The 15,512-nt window shown below is 39.6% G+C and carries 18 protein-coding genes and 1 tRNA gene; 17 read left to right on the top strand and 2 right to left on the bottom strand.

Annotated elements, in window-relative coordinates; genetic code table 11:
* Positions 1-2: 2 nt before the first annotated feature.
* The 10 genes from lgt to AB1H92_RS12775 all read left to right on the top strand — a co-directional run bounded on the left by lgt (position 3) and on the right by AB1H92_RS12775 (position 8,571).
* Complete coding sequence (lgt, locus tag AB1H92_RS12820) at positions 3-809, top strand: prolipoprotein diacylglyceryl transferase (protein WP_115362868.1); 807 nt, start codon at positions 3-5, stop codon at positions 807-809.
* A gap of 17 nt (positions 810-826) precedes the next feature.
* Positions 827-1,480, top strand: coding sequence for a pyrophosphatase PpaX (gene ppaX / locus AB1H92_RS12815; RefSeq protein ID WP_115362866.1), 654 nt, complete (start codon positions 827-829; stop codon positions 1,478-1,480).
* Positions 1,477-2,001, top strand: coding sequence for a DapH/DapD/GlmU-related protein (locus AB1H92_RS12810; RefSeq protein ID WP_115362864.1), 525 nt, complete (start codon positions 1,477-1,479; stop codon positions 1,999-2,001). Before ppaX ends, AB1H92_RS12810 begins: the two co-directional genes overlap by 4 nt.
* Positions 2,002-2,105: 104 nt before the next feature.
* The gene (locus AB1H92_RS12805; protein ID WP_115362862.1) at positions 2,106-3,620 is read left to right on the top strand and encodes a lipopolysaccharide assembly protein LapB; all 1,515 of its coding nucleotides are present in this window, start codon (positions 2,106-2,108) and stop codon (positions 3,618-3,620) included.
* Positions 3,621-3,735: 115 nt separating this feature from the next.
* Positions 3,736-4,686, top strand: a complete 951-nt coding sequence (trxB, locus tag AB1H92_RS12800; RefSeq protein ID WP_115362860.1) for a thioredoxin-disulfide reductase — start codon at positions 3,736-3,738, stop codon at positions 4,684-4,686.
* Between the two features lie 281 nt (positions 4,687-4,967).
* On the top strand, positions 4,968-5,441 hold the full coding sequence (locus AB1H92_RS12795; RefSeq protein WP_115362858.1) for an 8-oxo-dGTP diphosphatase: 474 nt from the start codon (positions 4,968-4,970) through the stop codon (positions 5,439-5,441).
* A 14-nt stretch (positions 5,442-5,455) separates the two neighbouring features.
* On the top strand, positions 5,456-6,337 hold the full coding sequence (gene rapZ / locus AB1H92_RS12790) for an RNase adapter RapZ (protein ID WP_256594325.1): 882 nt from the start codon (positions 5,456-5,458) through the stop codon (positions 6,335-6,337).
* A 4-nt stretch (positions 6,338-6,341) separates the two neighbouring features.
* Entirely contained in the window at positions 6,342-7,304 is a 963-nt protein-coding gene (gene yvcK, locus AB1H92_RS12785; protein ID WP_115362854.1) for a YvcK family protein, read from the top strand.
* Between the two features lie 33 nt (positions 7,305-7,337).
* Positions 7,338-8,285, top strand: a complete 948-nt coding sequence (whiA, locus tag AB1H92_RS12780) for a DNA-binding protein WhiA (protein WP_115362852.1) — start codon at positions 7,338-7,340, stop codon at positions 8,283-8,285.
* 28 nt (positions 8,286-8,313) lie between these two features.
* Positions 8,314-8,571 carry an HPr family phosphocarrier protein gene (locus tag AB1H92_RS12775; RefSeq protein ID WP_115362850.1) on the top strand — a complete coding sequence of 86 codons (258 nt, stop codon included), beginning with the start codon at positions 8,314-8,316 and terminating at the stop codon, positions 8,569-8,571.
* A gap of 170 nt (positions 8,572-8,741) precedes the next feature.
* Here the strand turns inward: AB1H92_RS12775 and clpP are convergent, their stop codons facing one another.
* Positions 8,742-9,338, bottom strand: coding sequence for an ATP-dependent Clp endopeptidase proteolytic subunit ClpP (gene clpP / locus AB1H92_RS12770; RefSeq protein ID WP_115362848.1), 597 nt, complete (start codon positions 9,336-9,338; stop codon positions 8,742-8,744).
* A gap of 186 nt (positions 9,339-9,524) precedes the next feature.
* Between clpP and AB1H92_RS12765 the strand changes: the two genes are divergently transcribed.
* A tRNA-Arg gene (locus tag AB1H92_RS12765) sits at positions 9,525-9,596 on the top strand.
* A gap of 210 nt (positions 9,597-9,806) precedes the next feature.
* On the opposite strand, the gene AB1H92_RS12760 is transcribed toward AB1H92_RS12765, so the two are convergent.
* A complete protein-coding gene (locus AB1H92_RS12760) occupies positions 9,807-9,965 on the bottom strand; it encodes a hypothetical protein (protein WP_166739462.1) in 159 nt (52 codons plus the stop codon).
* A 178-nt stretch (positions 9,966-10,143) separates the two neighbouring features.
* On the opposite strand from AB1H92_RS12760, the gene AB1H92_RS12755 reads away from it, so the two are divergent.
* The 6 genes from AB1H92_RS12755 (at position 10,144) to AB1H92_RS12730 (ending at position 15,510) form a co-directional block, all read left to right on the top strand.
* Positions 10,144-10,722 carry a LemA family protein gene (locus tag AB1H92_RS12755; protein WP_115362846.1) on the top strand — a complete coding sequence of 193 codons (579 nt, stop codon included), beginning with the start codon at positions 10,144-10,146 and terminating at the stop codon, positions 10,720-10,722.
* Positions 10,719-11,528, top strand: coding sequence for a YgcG family protein (locus AB1H92_RS12750; protein ID WP_115362845.1), 810 nt, complete (start codon positions 10,719-10,721; stop codon positions 11,526-11,528). The genes AB1H92_RS12755 and AB1H92_RS12750 overlap by 4 nt, the downstream gene beginning before the upstream one ends.
* An 81-nt stretch (positions 11,529-11,609) precedes the next feature.
* Positions 11,610-11,843 (top strand): glutaredoxin family protein, encoded by a 234-nt coding sequence (locus AB1H92_RS12745; protein ID WP_115362843.1) that lies wholly within the window; start codon positions 11,610-11,612, stop codon positions 11,841-11,843.
* A 307-nt stretch (positions 11,844-12,150) separates the two neighbouring features.
* Positions 12,151-13,182, top strand: a complete 1,032-nt coding sequence (locus tag AB1H92_RS12740) for a sugar-binding transcriptional regulator (protein WP_115362841.1) — start codon at positions 12,151-12,153, stop codon at positions 13,180-13,182.
* 29 nt (positions 13,183-13,211) lie between these two features.
* Positions 13,212-14,219, top strand: a complete 1,008-nt coding sequence (gene gap, locus AB1H92_RS12735; RefSeq protein WP_115362840.1) for a type I glyceraldehyde-3-phosphate dehydrogenase — start codon at positions 13,212-13,214, stop codon at positions 14,217-14,219.
* Between the two features lie 103 nt (positions 14,220-14,322).
* A complete protein-coding gene (locus AB1H92_RS12730; protein ID WP_115362839.1) occupies positions 14,323-15,510 on the top strand; it encodes a phosphoglycerate kinase in 1,188 nt (395 codons plus the stop codon).
* Positions 15,511-15,512 lie beyond the last annotated feature (2 nt).

The raw sequence follows: 15,512 nt of genomic DNA, 5'->3' as shown, positions 1-15,512 counted from the left end.
ATATGCTTAATTTACTTGCAATTAATCCAGTTGCTTTTTCGCTAGGTGGCCTAGAGATTCGTTGGTATGGCATTTTGATTGCCACAGGAATTGTATTAGCATTTATGGTTGTTCAACGCGAGATGGTCAAGCGTGGCATGCATCCAGACTTTTTAACCGATTTACTTGTCTGGGCTGTGCCTATTTCGATTTTGAGTGCAAGAATATACTATGTGATTTTCTCTTGGGATAACTATAAAAATAATCCAATTGATGCAATTAAAATATGGGAAGGCGGCATTGCGATACATGGCGCGTTGATAGGCGCATTTGCTACGGCTTATGTGTTTACTAAATTGCGCGGAGTATCCTTTTGGAAGACAGTTGATATCGCTGCACCCGGCATATTAATTGGGCAAATTATCGGTAGATGGGGCAATTTTATGAACCAGGAAGCGCATGGCGGTCCTGTTTCAGAACAGTTCCTGGAAACGACTATTATTCCGGATTGGATCATGAACCAGATGACTATTGATGGGGTAACGTATCACCCGACGTTTTTATATGAATCACTTTGGAATTTAGTCGGCCTTGTGATCATTTTATTATTACGACGCTTTGCTTTAAAACGTGGCGAAATGTTTTTATTTTACCTCACTTGGTACTCCATCGGACGTTATTTCATAGAAGGCATGCGTACGGATAGTTTGTACGGGGGCGCATTACGTGCAGCGCAAGTAGTTTCAATTGTGACGATTGTGGTGGCGATTGTCTTATTTGTCGTCAGAAGATATGTACAAAAAGTAAATACAACTTATCAAGAAAAATAGTTGCTAGGAGAGGTAAAATGGCTAAAAAAATTACGACGTTATTATTTGATTTTGACGGAACTTTGTTGGATACGAATGAGTTAATTATGCGTACGTTTGAACATGTATTGAATAAACATTATCCGGGACAGTACGGTAGAGAAGAAATATTACCTTTTTTAGGACCGACTTTACATGAAACATTCGGGTCTATTAACCCCGAGAAAACTGAACAGCTTGTCAGTGAATACCGTGAATGGAATATTGCTAATCACGATGAACTGTCGAAGGAATTTGACGGAGTTTCGGAAACACTCCGCTTGTTAAAAGCTGAAGGGTATAAAATGGCGATTGTATCGACGAAGAAAAATAATATGGTGCATAGAGGATTGGATCTTTTAGATGCGGACGGCGTTTTTGATACGGTTATCGGACTCGATGATGTGTCAAATCCAAAACCAGATCCTGAGCCGATATTGTTGGCGCTCAAACGATTAGGTGCGGATAAGGAAGAGGCATTGATGATTGGTGACAATTACCATGACATTGTAGGCGGGCAAAATGCTGGTGTACAAACGGCTGGTGTAGCTTGGTCGGCAAAAGGTGAAGAGTTCTTACAAAAGTATAACCCTGATCATATGTTGCAACATATTAGTGATTTAATTCCACTCTTAAAGGGAAATCAAGGATGAGAAGGACGGAGCGATATCGTGCAAAAGGCGGTGCGAATTCGCTTTGGCATATTTATCGAACAGTACCGTTTTGGAAAGTGGCTAAAAACTTCGTGGTTATTCAATTATCACGCTATACCCCATTTATTCCTGTCAAGAATTTTTTGTTTCGAACATTTTTAAAGATGAAAATCGGAGAAAAAACTTCCTTTGCTCTAATGGTAATGCCCGACGTCATGTTCCCTGAAAGAATCACGGTAGGTGATAATTCAATTATCGGCTATAATACAACCATCCTTGCTCATGAATATTTAATTGATGAATATAGGATTGGTGACGTGGTAATTGGGGAAAACGTATTAATAGGTGCCAATACAACGATCTTGCCGGGCGTTCATATTGGCGACAATGCGATTGTATCAGCAGCAACACTTGTGAACCGAGATATACCGCCGGGCGTTTTTGCTGGCGGTAACCCCGTGCGAATTATTTATTCGAAGGAAGAAATGGAGAAACGTCACGAACAATTTTCACTTGAATAAATTAAGTTTGAGATGATTCGTATTCACTTGCTGTATGCTATACTAAGCATAATGAATAGAAGGATGGCAAAAAATCATCCTTCTTATGTTTCGGGGGAATTTGATTGAATAAGAAGCGAGTTTCAGAAAATAGGAAAGTTATATCGTTCATCCCAGACGGTGAATTTTATTATAAAAAAGCGATACAAGCAATGCAACGCGATTGTTTTGAAGAGGCGCATAAATATTTGAAGCGGGCAACAGAGCTGAGTCCTGGAGATCCGTTAATTCTAATGCAATATGGTGTGCTCGTTATGGAAGAAGGACGTTTTCACGATGCACAAGAAATTTTACAACAAGCCTATACGTTAGATACGAATGCGTCAGAGATTGTCTTTTATTTGGCGGAAGTCCATGCACATCTCGGGCTTTTATCAGAAGCTAAGGCATACGCTGAAAAATATTTAATTATGGATGTTAGTGGACCCTTTAACGATGAAGCGAAAGAGATTATTGATTTTGCCGAACAGAATGAGCCATCATTGGACGAAGAGGATAGTGAAGTCCTATTACTTCAGGAAAAGGCACGCCGACAAATGGAAACAGGAGAATTTAAAGAAGCCATTGATTTATTAGAGGCGATTATTACGGACTATCCAGACTTTTGGGCAGCCTATAATAATTTAGCACTTGCTTATTTTTATGTCGGGAAAAAGAAGGAAGCAAATGATGTGCTGCATGATGTGTTAGAGCAGAACAAAGGTAATCTCCATGCATTATGTAATCTTGCAGTGTTTTATTATTACGAAAAAAATGAGGAGCAATTGGCAGGGCTTCTAGAATTACTGTTGAAATTAAAGCCATACTTAGTGGAGCACCGATATAAATTAGGTGCGACATTTGCGCTTGTTGGGAAGCATAAAGAGGCATTTTCTTTGTTACGTCAACTTCAAAAGCAAGGGTTTGAAGGAGATGCAGGTTTTTACTTCTGGCTATCTCACTCCGCATATTTAATGGGGCATGAAAACATTGCTAGGAAGGCATACGCAACACTGCTCGAAATGGATCCCACAAAAGAAGGGTATGAGCCTTGGCGAGACATTGAAAAAGAGTTGTCTCCTGATTCAGTGGAACACGATCGACAGTTTTTGCTTAATAAAATTCAAAACCAATATCGTAGTGAGAGAATGCTTGGATTTTATTTGCTTGGAAAATCGGCACATAAACAAGAGATACTTTCACATCCTTCTTATATAAAGATTGAAGAATTAAGTGAAGTTGAAAAGTTGTTTTTAGCGAGCGGGATTCGTAATGAGTTATTACCTGAAGGGGCTTTCGAAAAAGCTTTTACTCGTGCCCTTGAAACGACAGAGCTATTGTATGAACAATACGGGCCATTGGATTATGAATCGACTCATCTATTTCAAATGTGGTTTACACTTTGTGAAAAGGCAATCAGTGTTTCGTATGAATTTCCGAATCCAGCTGCACTCGCATCTGCCGCTGATTATATGTTTCAATCCGCGAGATATTCCGGTGTGACAAAAATTGGGATGGCGAAAAAGTATGGGGTTTCAACACCGACTTTGACGAAATATGTCAATGAACTCATTGAGTTTTTACCGCATTTAAATGGTTAATCGCATAAAAGTTCTCATCGGGGAGCACTTGGGTGGTTGTAAGCATCAAAGTTGAATGGTTATCTTGAATCTTATAAGATTTGAGTAGATTGAACCTTGTGAGGAGGAAATTCACATGACTACGGAAAAAGTTTATGACGTAATAATTGTAGGGGCTGGCCCTGCTGGTTTAACAGCGGCAGTTTATACTTCGCGTGCAAACCTTTCGACATTAATGATTGAAAGAGGCGCGCCAGGTGGGCAAATGGCAACGACTGAAGATATTGAAAACTATCCAGGATTTGATCATATACTCGGTCCAGATTTATCTGTTAAAATGTTTGAGCACGCACGTAAATTTGGTGCAGAATACGCTTTTGGTGATGTCTCGGATGTCCAAGACGGCGAAGACTATAAAACAATTTTCGTAGGAGAACAGCAGTATAAAGCACGTACAATCATTATTACTACGGGTGCAGAATATAGAAAAATCGGCATTCCAGGTGAAGAAGAACTTACAGGAAGCGGCGTAAGTTACTGTGCAGTATGTGACGGTGCATTTTTCCGAGACAAGGAAATTATTGTTGTTGGCGGAGGGGACTCAGCAGTTGAAGAAGGCGCTTATTTAACGCGCTTCGCGAAAAAGGTTACGATTATTCACCGTCGTGACGAGCTGCGTGCACAAAAAATCCTTCAGGAACGTGCTTTTGCGAATGAAAAAATGGACTTCATTTGGAATACGACTGTTAAAGAAGTCAATGGAAAAGATGGGAAAATTGACTCGGTTACACTTGTCTCCACTGAAGATGGTTCAGAGCGAGAGTTTAAAACAGAAGGTATGTTTGTCTATGTCGGACTAGATCCGCTGACAGCTCCGTTTAAACATTTGGGTATTCTCGATGAAAATGGGTATATCCAGACGAATGACATTATGGAAACAAAAGTGCCAGGCATTTATGCGGCAGGAGATGTTCGTGAAAAATTACTACGACAAATCGTTACTGCAACAGGCGATGGCAGTATTGCAGCGCAGGCCGTTCAACAATACATTGAAAAACTAAATGATCAATCTACAATTGAAGCTTAAGGCAAATTAATATACCTTTAATGTGGTTGTAACACGAATGCAATATCAAAAGGATATACTGATAAGGAAATATCAATTGACCCCCCTTTTGATATAGAATGATTTGAGCCATCTTCTGTTTTGTCACAGAAGATGGCTTTTTTTAATGAAAAATTTTATAAATCACATAATAACTAAGGTACGTTTAAAATAAACGAATTAAAATTATGCCTTTCAAATGACGAATGTCGGTGAAGATATGTATAATAGAAGGTAGCGTATATAGAAATGGTGATAGAACGATGCAACGAATCGCAAATTTATTAGTGTTAAAAGATAATCATGTTTTATTGTTAAAAAAACCACGCCGAGGATGGTATGTGGCACCAGGTGGAAAAGTAGACCCAGGTGAATCGATATATGAAGCTGCTGTGAGGGAATTTACAGAGGAAACAGGAACGACGCCAGTCAATCCTCATTTAAAAGGAACTTACACAATGGTCATTAAGGATGAGAAAGAGCAGATGGTAAAAGATGAGTGGATGCTTTTTACGTTTATTGCATATGATTTATCAGGCACACCGTTTAAAACTACGATAGAAGGTGAATTGGAATGGCATCCTGTGGAAAGTTTAAAAACCCTTCCAATGGCTGAAGGCGATCGAACAAACTTATTGTTTGCTGTTTCAAACGAAGGCATGCAGTACGGAACGTTTACGTACACAGAGCAATTTCAATTATTAAAAGAGACCATTCAAAACTCCGAGGAAGGATGATGGGATTGGCAGAAGTGAAAAATTATAACGATGATGTAGAATTGGTCATTATTACTGGGATGTCGGGTGCAGGAAAAACAGTTGCGATGCAAAGTTTTGAAGATTTAGGATTTTATTGTATTGACAATTTACCTCCCGAGTTACTTGTAACATTTCTAGACTTAATGATGAAATCTGAAAATAAAATGAGGCGGATTGCAGCTGTTATGGATACACGCGGCGGAGATTTATTTGACTCGCTCATTGGTGCACTCGATGAATTAAGCCGAACGAACGGTGTATCTTGGCGTATTTTATTTTTAGATGCCGATGACGAAACGCTTGTCAGACGTTATAAAGAAAGTAGACGTTCTCATCCACTTGCAGAAGGTGGACTTCCACTTACGGGTATACAAAAAGAACGTGAACTTTTATCAGAATTACGCGGACATGCGCGTTCAATTTACAATACATCTAATTTACTCCCACGAAAATTACGCGAAAAAATCATTGAGGAATTTTCTACCAAGCAAGATACTATATTCACTGTGAACTTTATATCATTCGGATTTAAACATGGCATGCCGATTGATGCAGACGTTGTTTTTGACATACGCTTCCTACCTAACCCATTTTATATTGAAGATTTGAGACCGAAAACTGGATTACAAAGCGAGGTTTCTGAATACGTATTAAAATGGGGCGAAACAAAACAGCTTATCGAAAAGTTGACAGATTTATTCAAGTTTCTCATTCCTCAATATAAAAACGAAGGTAAGTCACAAGTTGTCATTGCATTTGGTTGTACAGGAGGCCAGCACCGTTCTGTGACATTTGCTGAACACTTCGGGAAATATTTCCAAGAAGAATATAAAACGCTTATTACGCACCGTGATATTCAGTTGAGAAAGGGCTAATCCGATGATTCGTTCTAAAGAAAAGAAAATTGTCATTTTCGGTGGCGGAACAGGGTTATCGACATTAGTCCGTGGGTTAAAGAAATTTCCGATAGACATTACTGCTGTTGTAACAGTGGCCGATGATGGCGGGAGTTCGGGCAGACTACTGAATGAATATGATATCCCGCCTCCTGGTGATGTTCGAAACGTAATGGCGGCATTGTCAGATGTAGAACCGCTCATCGAAAAAATGTTTCAATACAGATTTGCAAGTTCGGAGAGTTTAAAAGGGCATTCCCTTGGGAATTTAATGCTTGCAGCTTTGACGAATATTACAGGAGATTTTGCAAGAGCTGTCGAACAAATGAGTCACATATTAAATATACAAGGGAAAGTTCTTCCAGCTGCAAATCAAAGAATTACGTTGCATGGTGAACTAGAAGATGGCACAATTGTAACTGGTGAGTCTAAAATACCTGTTTACGGAAGAAGAATTCGTCGTGTGTATCTAACACCTGAGGAAGTTCAACCTCTTCCTGAAACTGTAGAAACAATTATGAATGCAGACTTAGTTGTTTTTGGTCCTGGAAGTTTATACACTAGTATATTACCGACGATTCTTGTTAGAGATATCCGGGATGCTGTTATTTCATGTTCAGCTAAAAAAGTGTATATTTGTAATTTAACAACGCAAGCTGGAGAGACTTTAGAATATACTGCTTCAGAGCATGTCCAAGCATTATATGACCATGCCGGCGAAGCGTTTATCGATACAGTATTATTAAATACAGCCGATTTTACATCATTGCTTGATCTTGGCACGTATGAAGGTCCTCCGCGGCCAGTAGAACATGATTTAGAAGAATTAAGAAAGCTAGTGCCGCATGTCGTTCAAAAAGATATTGCAGTCATGGTAGATGGCCATATTCGCCATAAATCAGAAACAGTGGCTACATGGCTGATGGACTATATGAAAACACGTTGAATCCTTAAAGGAAAGTAGGAAGGAGGGGAAACGATGTCGTTCGCTTCAAGAACTAAAAAAGAATTAACACAAATTGAAGCAGATGAATGTTGTGTACGTGCAGAAGTTGCGGCATTTATCCGTATGAATGGTGCGCTTTCATTCTCCAATAAAAAATTAAGTTTAGATGCTCAGACTGAAAACGCTGCCATAGCAAGGCGACTTTACTCGAATTTGAGACGTTTGTATCCTTATAAAATTGAATTGCTCGTACGGAAAAAGATGCAATTAAAGAAAAATAACGTTTATATTTGTCGAATTCGTGATGGTGCAAAACCGCTATTAAAAGATTTGCTCATCTTAACGGGAACGTTTGAATTTAAAAATGAAATTTCACCAGCTTTAATTGAAAAAGATTGTTGTAAACGGGCTTATTTACGAGGCGCATTTCTTGCAGGTGGCTCAGTAAATAATCCAGAAACCTCTTCCTATCATCTTGAAATTTTTTCGATTTATAAAGAGCATAGTGAAGCGCTTGTTGAGTTAATGAATACTTATCGTTTAAATGCCAAATCAATTGAACGAAAAAATGGTTATATCGCGTACTTAAAAGAAGCAGAAAAAATATCTGACTTTCTAGGTGTTGTAGGCGCGCATGTTGGGTTAATGAAATTTGAAGACGTACGGATTATACGCGACATGAGAAATAGTGTAAATCGTCTTGTGAATTGTGAGACAGCTAATTTAAATAAAACGATTGGTGCAGCCCAGCGACAAGTGAATAACATCGAATTTATTCAACGAACGATAGGACTTGATCAATTACCGGAACGATTACAAGAGATTGCGCGTTTAAGGTTGGAGCATCAGGACATTACTCTAAAAGAACTTGGTGAACTTGTTACAGGTACGAAAGTAAGTAAATCAGGCGTCAATCATCGATTAAGAAAAATAGAAGAAATAGCGGATAATCTCCGAACTGGAGGATTAGGAACTACATAATACCGTGAATTAAAGGAGAGAGTGCCAAATGGCAGAAAGAAGAGTAACAGTAAATATGAAGCCTGGATTACAGGCAAGACAAGCAGCGTTATTTGTCCAAGAAGCGAATCGCTTTGGGGCTGATATATTTTTAAAGAGAGACGACCGACAAGTGAATGCCAAGAGTATTATGGGTGTCATGAGTCTTGCCATTGCGAAAGGATCGCAAATTACATTAATCGCGGAGGGTAATGATGAAGAACAAGCATTGGCCGCGCTTGCAGAGCTTGTTGAAAAAGAAAATTAAAGATAAAGATGTTACAAATAAACAGCGGATATTTATGTGAACTGCACCCTAATTATTGGATGACTCTAATCGTTAGGATGCAGTTTTATTTGTATCAACGTTCTTTGGCTAGTAAGCAATAAAAAAAGAGTCCGGTGCAATACCGAACTCGAAATTGAATGACTGATAGGTTATTGATTAGTTAAGTCGTTGCGCGTTAGGATATTATCGATAAGACCGTATTCTTTCGCACGCTCAGCTGTCATGAAGTTATCACGCTCTGTATCTGCTGCAATGACATCAATTGGCTGACCTGTTCTTTCAGCAAGAATTGTATTGAGTTTTTCGCGTAGGAATAAGATACGTTTCGCTGCAATTTCAATTTCAGTCGCTTGACCTTGTGCACCGCCAAGTGGTTGGTGAATCATGACTTCAGAGTTCGGAAGTGCATAACGCTTACCCTTTGTTCCAGCTGCAAGTAGGAACGCACCCATTGAAGCAGCCATACCTATACAAATTGTTTGAATGTCAGGTTTAATAAACTGCATTGTGTCAAAGATTGCCATACCTGCTGTAATGCTTCCGCCTGGACTGTTAATGTAAATCGAAATGTCTTTGTCAGGATCCTCTGCTTCTAGAAATAGTAGCTGTGAAACGATAGAGTTTGCAACGTTATCATCAATTCCGCTACCAAGCATAATAATCCGGTCTTTCAACAAGCGTGAGTAAATGTCGTAAGCACGCTCGCCCCGATTCGTTTGTTCAATAACTGTTGGTATTAAATTCATTTCATTTCCTCCTTCAAGGTGGATATTGTAGTCCGTTGAAATGAGTTTCCCATTCAACCGTACTCTTATCATACATAGCATGGTCAATAAAGGTCAAATATAACGCTTTTTCAAAAAGACCTTGCAAAATATTAGTTTTAACAGTATAATCTATAATGCTTGCTGTCATTAAAGTGACTTCAATATGCCCTCGTGGTGTAACGGATAACACATAAGATTCCGGTTCTTACGATAGGGGTTCGATTCCTCTCGAGGGCGCTAATTCAAAACGTTTATAGAAAAAACTAAGAAAATCTTACAAACTTTAAAGTTTGTAAGGTTTTTTGTTGTACTAATGATTACCTTTTAGCAATGTGAGATCCGCTTATAAAAAGACCTTTACCGATTTTACGGACAAGGTCTCTTTATGATCGAATAAAAAAACACTTGAAAAATTTGGCGCTCTCTACGCTTACCGTTTTGTGTATCTTATTGATTAAATCGGTTTTCACGTGGATCTAATGTGACGTTATGCTTTCTCTTATGCTTCTGTTGGTCTCTGTTTACTTCTCGTATATTGAATTCTGTTCCGAGTTCCACATCTTCTGGGACTTGAATCGGTTTTTTATTTGAATTTTCTTTAGGCATTTGTCGCCACCTCCATCTCTTAGTATGTGCATGTGTTTTTAATAATATGCATAACATAAAGAATGGATACACTGAAAATGATTAAAGTATCGCTGAAAAGCCAAATGCTTGGGCATAAGTTTAATAGTGCAAGTAAAGTGGGTAAAGTAAAAATAACAATTTATTGAGGAGTGGTATTTTGAAAAGATTACTCGGACCATTAGGAATCATAATAGGCATCGTTGTGCTCCTCGCAGTGATACTTGTACCGAGTTACAATAAGTTTGTGACATTAGAGGAAAATGTTGACCAGTCTTATGCACAGGTTGAGAATCAATTGCAAAGAAGAATGGATTTAATTCCCAACCTCGTCAACACAGTAAAAGGGTTTGCAGCACATGAACAAGAGGTACTTGGAGATATTGCGGATGCACGTTCTAGGCTTGCAGGTGCTGCGGGTCCTGAGGAACAAGCGGCGGCGAATGATGAATTGTCTGGTGCGTTAAGCCGATTACTTGTCGTCGTTGAAAATTATCCAGATTTAAAAGCAAATGAAAATTTTAAGCAACTGATGGACGAACTTGCCGGTACAGAAAATCGGATTGGTGTCGCTCGACAAGATTATAATAATGAAGTTGCAAATTTTAATCGACAAGTAAAAAGATTTCCGGGCAAGATGGTTGCTTCAATATTTGGTTTTGATGAAAAAGAATATTTTAAAGCGGATGAAGCTGCAAAAGAACCACCAAAAGTAGATTTTGGAGATGACAAAGAGTGATTCGAAATGTCCTTCGTGGGCTAATTGGCATACTTTTCCTTATGACGATTTCCCTTTCTGCAGTGGCATTGGCAGCTGATGTTCCTGCGCCAAAAGGACATATATACATTCAAGACTTTGCAGGTGTTCTGTCAGCTGAGCAAAAGGAACAGTTGACGACTTATGCAATGCAGCTAGATGACGGGACGACGGCGCAACTTGGTGTGTTAATTGTACCGAGTATTGGGGATGAACCTGTCGAAGAGTTTGCAGTAAAGGCACTACGAGAATACGGACTTGGAACAAAAGAAAGTAACAATGGCGCTTTGCTTGTTGTTACAACAGAACCTAATTCTAGTGGCAATCGGCATTTCTTTTTAACGACAGGTTATGGACTTGAAGGCGCTTTACCGGATGGAAAAGTCGGGCGCATCGTTGATGAGGTGGCGATGCCTTATTTAAGAGAAGGGCGTCCCGACCTAGCAATCATGAACGCCTATCAAGTTTTTTATAATGAAATTGCAAAAGAATATGATTGGGATGGAACGATTGAAACAGCGCCCATTCACCAATCGAATGCTAGAGGTTTCGGTATCTCTCCAATCATTATATTTATCATCGTTTACTTACTCATACGATTTATGAACAACCGTGGAGGACCTGGCGGAAGAGGCGGACCTGGCGGTAGAAGAAGTTCAAGAGGTAGTGGGCCTATTTTCTTCCCTGGATCATTTGGCGGTGGAAGTGGCGGGTTCGGCGGAGGTGGTGGATTCCGAGGTGGGGGCGGTGGCTCCGGAGGTGGAGGCGGTGCTGGAAGAAGTTGGTGACATGGAGACGACAAACTAATTTGCAGGTCGTCTCTTTATTCACTATACTCATGGTAAGAATCGAAAAGTGTGGTGTGTAGGATGCATGTAACTTTTTATTGGCAAGATAACTGTCCATTATGTGACGAAGCAGAAATGATGATGAAACTCGCACAAGAAGACTATCCATTCACGTGGACATCTGTTGATATTCAAACCGACGATGATATTCATGAAAAGTATATGCTGATGGTACCGGTTTTAGAAAAAGATGGAGAAGTCCTTTTATATGGAAATATAGGCTATATTGATCTCGTGGATTTATTTGAAAAATAATGGGTAAAAGTAGGTGTATCATTTACAAGAACGGGTACATAATATAAGAATGAGACATCTACTTTTACTTTTTAAATTTCAAAAAAGTTTTGCGTTTAGTTTGATAAATTGAAAGATGCACTGTATACTACTAAACAGATAGGGAAGAATTTTGGAATAATAGTTTCTTACATGTACGTCGGCAATAAGCATTAATATGCATTTATTTTAAAGACAATAAATATGTAGGAATATTTTTTTACACTACGTGGGACGTTCCTTGTTTTAGTGGGACGTCATGTGACCATGTTTGTGGAGGTGATGGTTTTTGGATATTTCGATGGAGGCATACGGTAAGCTCGTGCCTGAAATGATTACAGTATTACAAGAGCGGTTTCGAATACTGAAATATATTAATATGGCTGGCCCAATAGGTAGACGCCCATTAGGTGAGATGGCTGGTTTATCGGAACGTGAAACGCGTACGATGATAGATCTTTTAAGAACCCAGCAACTCATAAATGTTGCAAAAAATGGGGTAACGGTAACAGATGAAGGATTGGCAGTGCTCACAGCACTCGAACCAATAATGGAAAAGTGGACGGGTCGTTCGTCTCTGGAAAGAAGACTTCAAGAATATCTTGGGATTTCCGCGGTTAAAATTGTTGCAGGGGATTGCGATAGAAATCCTGTAACGAAAAATTTACTTGGTTTGAAAACAGCGGAAGCTTTCGTTTCAGCTATTGATAATGGGCAAATTATAGCCGTAACAGGCGGTAGTACGATCGCGTCGATTCCAAATTACATCGAAAAAGCAACTGATTTACAGGAATTACTATTCATCGCTGCTCGTGGCGGTGTCGGAGAAGATATTGGGTTACAGGCAAATGTCATTGCGGCATCCTTTGCGGAAGCATGTGGTGGGAAATATAGAACATTTTATTATCCGGAATCTTTAAGTGAAGAAACGCATAAAGCATTCCAGAACGAACCATCTGTACGAAAGATGATTCAGTTATATGAGCAGGTCGACTGCGTGATACATGGCATTGGAGAGGCGCAAACGATGGCGAACTTACGGGAGTCATCTGCGGAAGAAAAAGAAATGCTTCAAACAGCAGAGGCAAAAGGTGAAGCATTTGGTTATTATTTCAATCGGACAGGGAAAGCTGTACATCGAATTCGTACAATCGGTATCCAGATTGACCAATTAGAGCGAGTGCCACTGATTTATGCAGTTGCAGGCGGAAGCAGTAAAGCAGAGGCCATATTGGCATATATGTCAACTGCGCCAAAGCAAACAGTTTTAATTACTGACGAAGCAGCAGCACAAGAAATGTTGAAACAAATCGCAAATTAAAATTTCATATAATTTTGGAGGGGTTTATGATGACATTAAAAATGGCAATTAACGGTTTTGGACGTATTGGTAGAGTTGTGTTTCGTGAAGCTTTAAAATCCGAGGAAATTGAAATTGTAGCAATTAATGACTTAACAGATTCCAACATGCTTGCACATCTTTTAAAGTATGATTCCGTTCACGGTACATTTGATGCAGAGGTACACGCGGATGGCGATGATATCGTTGTAAACGGTAAGAAAATCCGTGTTTATGAAGAGAGAGACCCAGCAGCACTTCCTTGGGGAGAGCTTGGCGTAGATGTTGTTGTTGAATCAACAGGAAGATTTACGGATCAAGAATCTCTAGCAAAACACCTAGAAGCAGGCGCGAAAAAAGTAATTTGTTCAGCACCGGCAAAAGGCGATGTGACTACATTAGTTATGGGTGTGAACCATGAAGCGTATAACCCTGAAACAGACAATATTGTTTCCAACGCTTCATGTACGACAAACTGTCTCGCGCCAGTTGTAAAAGTATTGCATGAAAAGTTCGGAGTAAATCGTGGTTTAATGACAACTGTTCACGCTTATACAAACGATCAGCATCTGCTTGATTTACCACACTCAGACTACAGACGTGCACGTGCAGCAGCAGAATCAATGATTCCAACAAGTACAGGTGCTGCTTCAGCGGTAACGAAAGTAATTCCTGAGTTAGAAGGAAAACTTGATGGGATGGCAGTTCGTGTTCCAACGCCAAACGTATCCATGGTGGACTTCGTAGCAGAGCTAAACGAAAATGTTACTGCTGAAGATGTAAACCAAGCATTTAAAGACGCATCTGAGAATGAATTAAAAGATATCCTAGTTTACTCAGATAAACCACTTGTATCGATTGATTACAACGGCAATCCATCTTCCTCAACAGTAGATGGACTATCCACAATGGTGCTAGTCGACAATATGGTCAAAGTAATTGCATGGTATGACAATGAAACTGCATATTCTGCACGTTGTATCGATTTAGCGCTTCATATGTACAAAAAAGGATTGTAAAATATAGCCATAACGCAAAACACCCCTTATAATATAGTTGGGTAGAAGGAACGGGGAACCCCGTTCCTTATTTTTTTAATAAACTTGGAGGTGGCAAGTTTTAATGAAGGTAAAGAAAACGATGAAAGATATGCAACTTGAAGGAAAACGCGTATTTTGTCGCGTAGATTTTAATGTGCCAATGGAGGAAGGGAACATAACGGATGATACACGAATCCGTGCTGCGATTCCGACGATTCAATACTTAATTGATCAAGGTGCAAAAGTAATCTTAGCGAGCCATCTCGGACGACCCAAAGGCGAAGTCCATGAAGACATGCGTCTTACTGCAGCTAGCGAAAGACTTTCAGAGCTGTTAGAAAAGCCAGTGATGAAACTGGATGCATCGATTGGTGAAGAAGTTGTGAATGCGGTTACTAACATGCAAAACAGCGATGTCATATTGTTAGAAAACGTTCGTTTCCATGCGGGCGAGGAGAAGAATGACGCTGCATTAGCGAAACAGTTTGCGGAACTTGCAGATGTCTTTGTAAACGATGCATTTGGAGCGGCACACCGAGCACATGCTTCAACAGCAGGTATTGCAGAGTATATTCCAGCTGTTTCAGGATTGCTCTTAGAAAAAGAATTAGATGTACTTGGTAAGGCACTATCAACACCAGAACGTCCATTTACTGCCATTATTGGTGGCGCGAAAGTTGCGGATAAAATTGGTGTGATTGATCATTTATTAGATAAAGTGGATCACTTAATTATTGGTGGAGGACTTGCCTATACGTTTTTAAAAGCGCAAGGCTATGAAATTGGTAACTCTCTACTTGAAGAAGATAAAATGGACCTTGCTTTGTCCTTTATTAAAAAAGCAGAAGAAAATGGTGTGAAATTCCATTTGCCGACAGATGTTGTCATCGCGGATGATTTCTCGGTAGATGCAAATACGAAAGTTGTACCAGTTGATTCAATTCCAAGCGATTGGGAAGCATTAGACATTGGACCAGAAACTGCAAAGAACTATGCAGATGTCATTAAGGATTCAAAGTTAGTGATTTGGAATGGACCGATGGGTGTATTTGAACTAGAACCATTTGAGGGTGGTACGAAACAAGTGGCGGAAGCGATGGCTGAAACTGTAGGTTACACGGTGATTGGCGGCGGAGACTCAGCAGCTGCTGTTGAGAAATTTAATCTAGGTGAAAAAATGGATCATATTTCTACAGGTGGCGGTGCTTCACTAGAGTTCATGGAAGGTAAAGCGTTACCAGGTGTTACTGCGTTAGACGATAATGAATGAGG

Origin of the sequence: Sporosarcina pasteurii (genome assembly GCF_041295575.1) — a bacterium.
Lineage (GTDB): Bacteria > Bacillota > Bacilli > Bacillales_A > Planococcaceae > Sporosarcina > Sporosarcina pasteurii.
This window is presented reverse-complemented; position numbering and strand designations above follow the sequence as displayed.

Excerpts from the sequence above, each read along its gene's own strand:
- ppaX (WP_115362866.1), top strand. The coding sequence starts at position 827 with ATGGCTAAAAAAATTACGACGTTATTATTTGATTTTGACGGAACTTTG.
- yvcK (WP_115362854.1), top strand. The coding sequence starts at position 6,342 with ATGATTCGTTCTAAAGAAAAGAAAATTGTCATTTTCGGTGGCGGAACA.
- whiA (WP_115362852.1), top strand. The coding sequence starts at position 7,338 with ATGTCGTTCGCTTCAAGAACTAAAAAAGAATTAACACAAATTGAAGCA.
- trxB (WP_115362860.1), top strand. The coding sequence starts at position 3,736 with ATGACTACGGAAAAAGTTTATGACGTAATAATTGTAGGGGCTGGCCCT.
- lgt (WP_115362868.1), top strand. The coding sequence starts at position 3 with ATGCTTAATTTACTTGCAATTAATCCAGTTGCTTTTTCGCTAGGTGGC.
- clpP (WP_115362848.1), bottom strand. The coding sequence starts at position 9,338 with ATGAATTTAATACCAACAGTTATTGAACAAACGAATCGGGGCGAGCGT.
- AB1H92_RS12730 (WP_115362839.1), top strand. The coding sequence starts at position 14,323 with ATGAAGGTAAAGAAAACGATGAAAGATATGCAACTTGAAGGAAAACGC.
- AB1H92_RS12775 (WP_115362850.1), top strand. The coding sequence starts at position 8,314 with ATGGCAGAAAGAAGAGTAACAGTAAATATGAAGCCTGGATTACAGGCA.
- AB1H92_RS12760 (WP_166739462.1), bottom strand. The coding sequence starts at position 9,965 with ATGCCTAAAGAAAATTCAAATAAAAAACCGATTCAAGTCCCAGAAGAT.
- AB1H92_RS12745 (WP_115362843.1), top strand. The coding sequence starts at position 11,610 with ATGCATGTAACTTTTTATTGGCAAGATAACTGTCCATTATGTGACGAA.
- AB1H92_RS12810 (WP_115362864.1), top strand. The coding sequence starts at position 1,477 with ATGAGAAGGACGGAGCGATATCGTGCAAAAGGCGGTGCGAATTCGCTT.
- AB1H92_RS12795 (WP_115362858.1), top strand. The coding sequence starts at position 4,968 with ATGCAACGAATCGCAAATTTATTAGTGTTAAAAGATAATCATGTTTTA.
- gap (WP_115362840.1), top strand. The coding sequence starts at position 13,212 with ATGACATTAAAAATGGCAATTAACGGTTTTGGACGTATTGGTAGAGTT.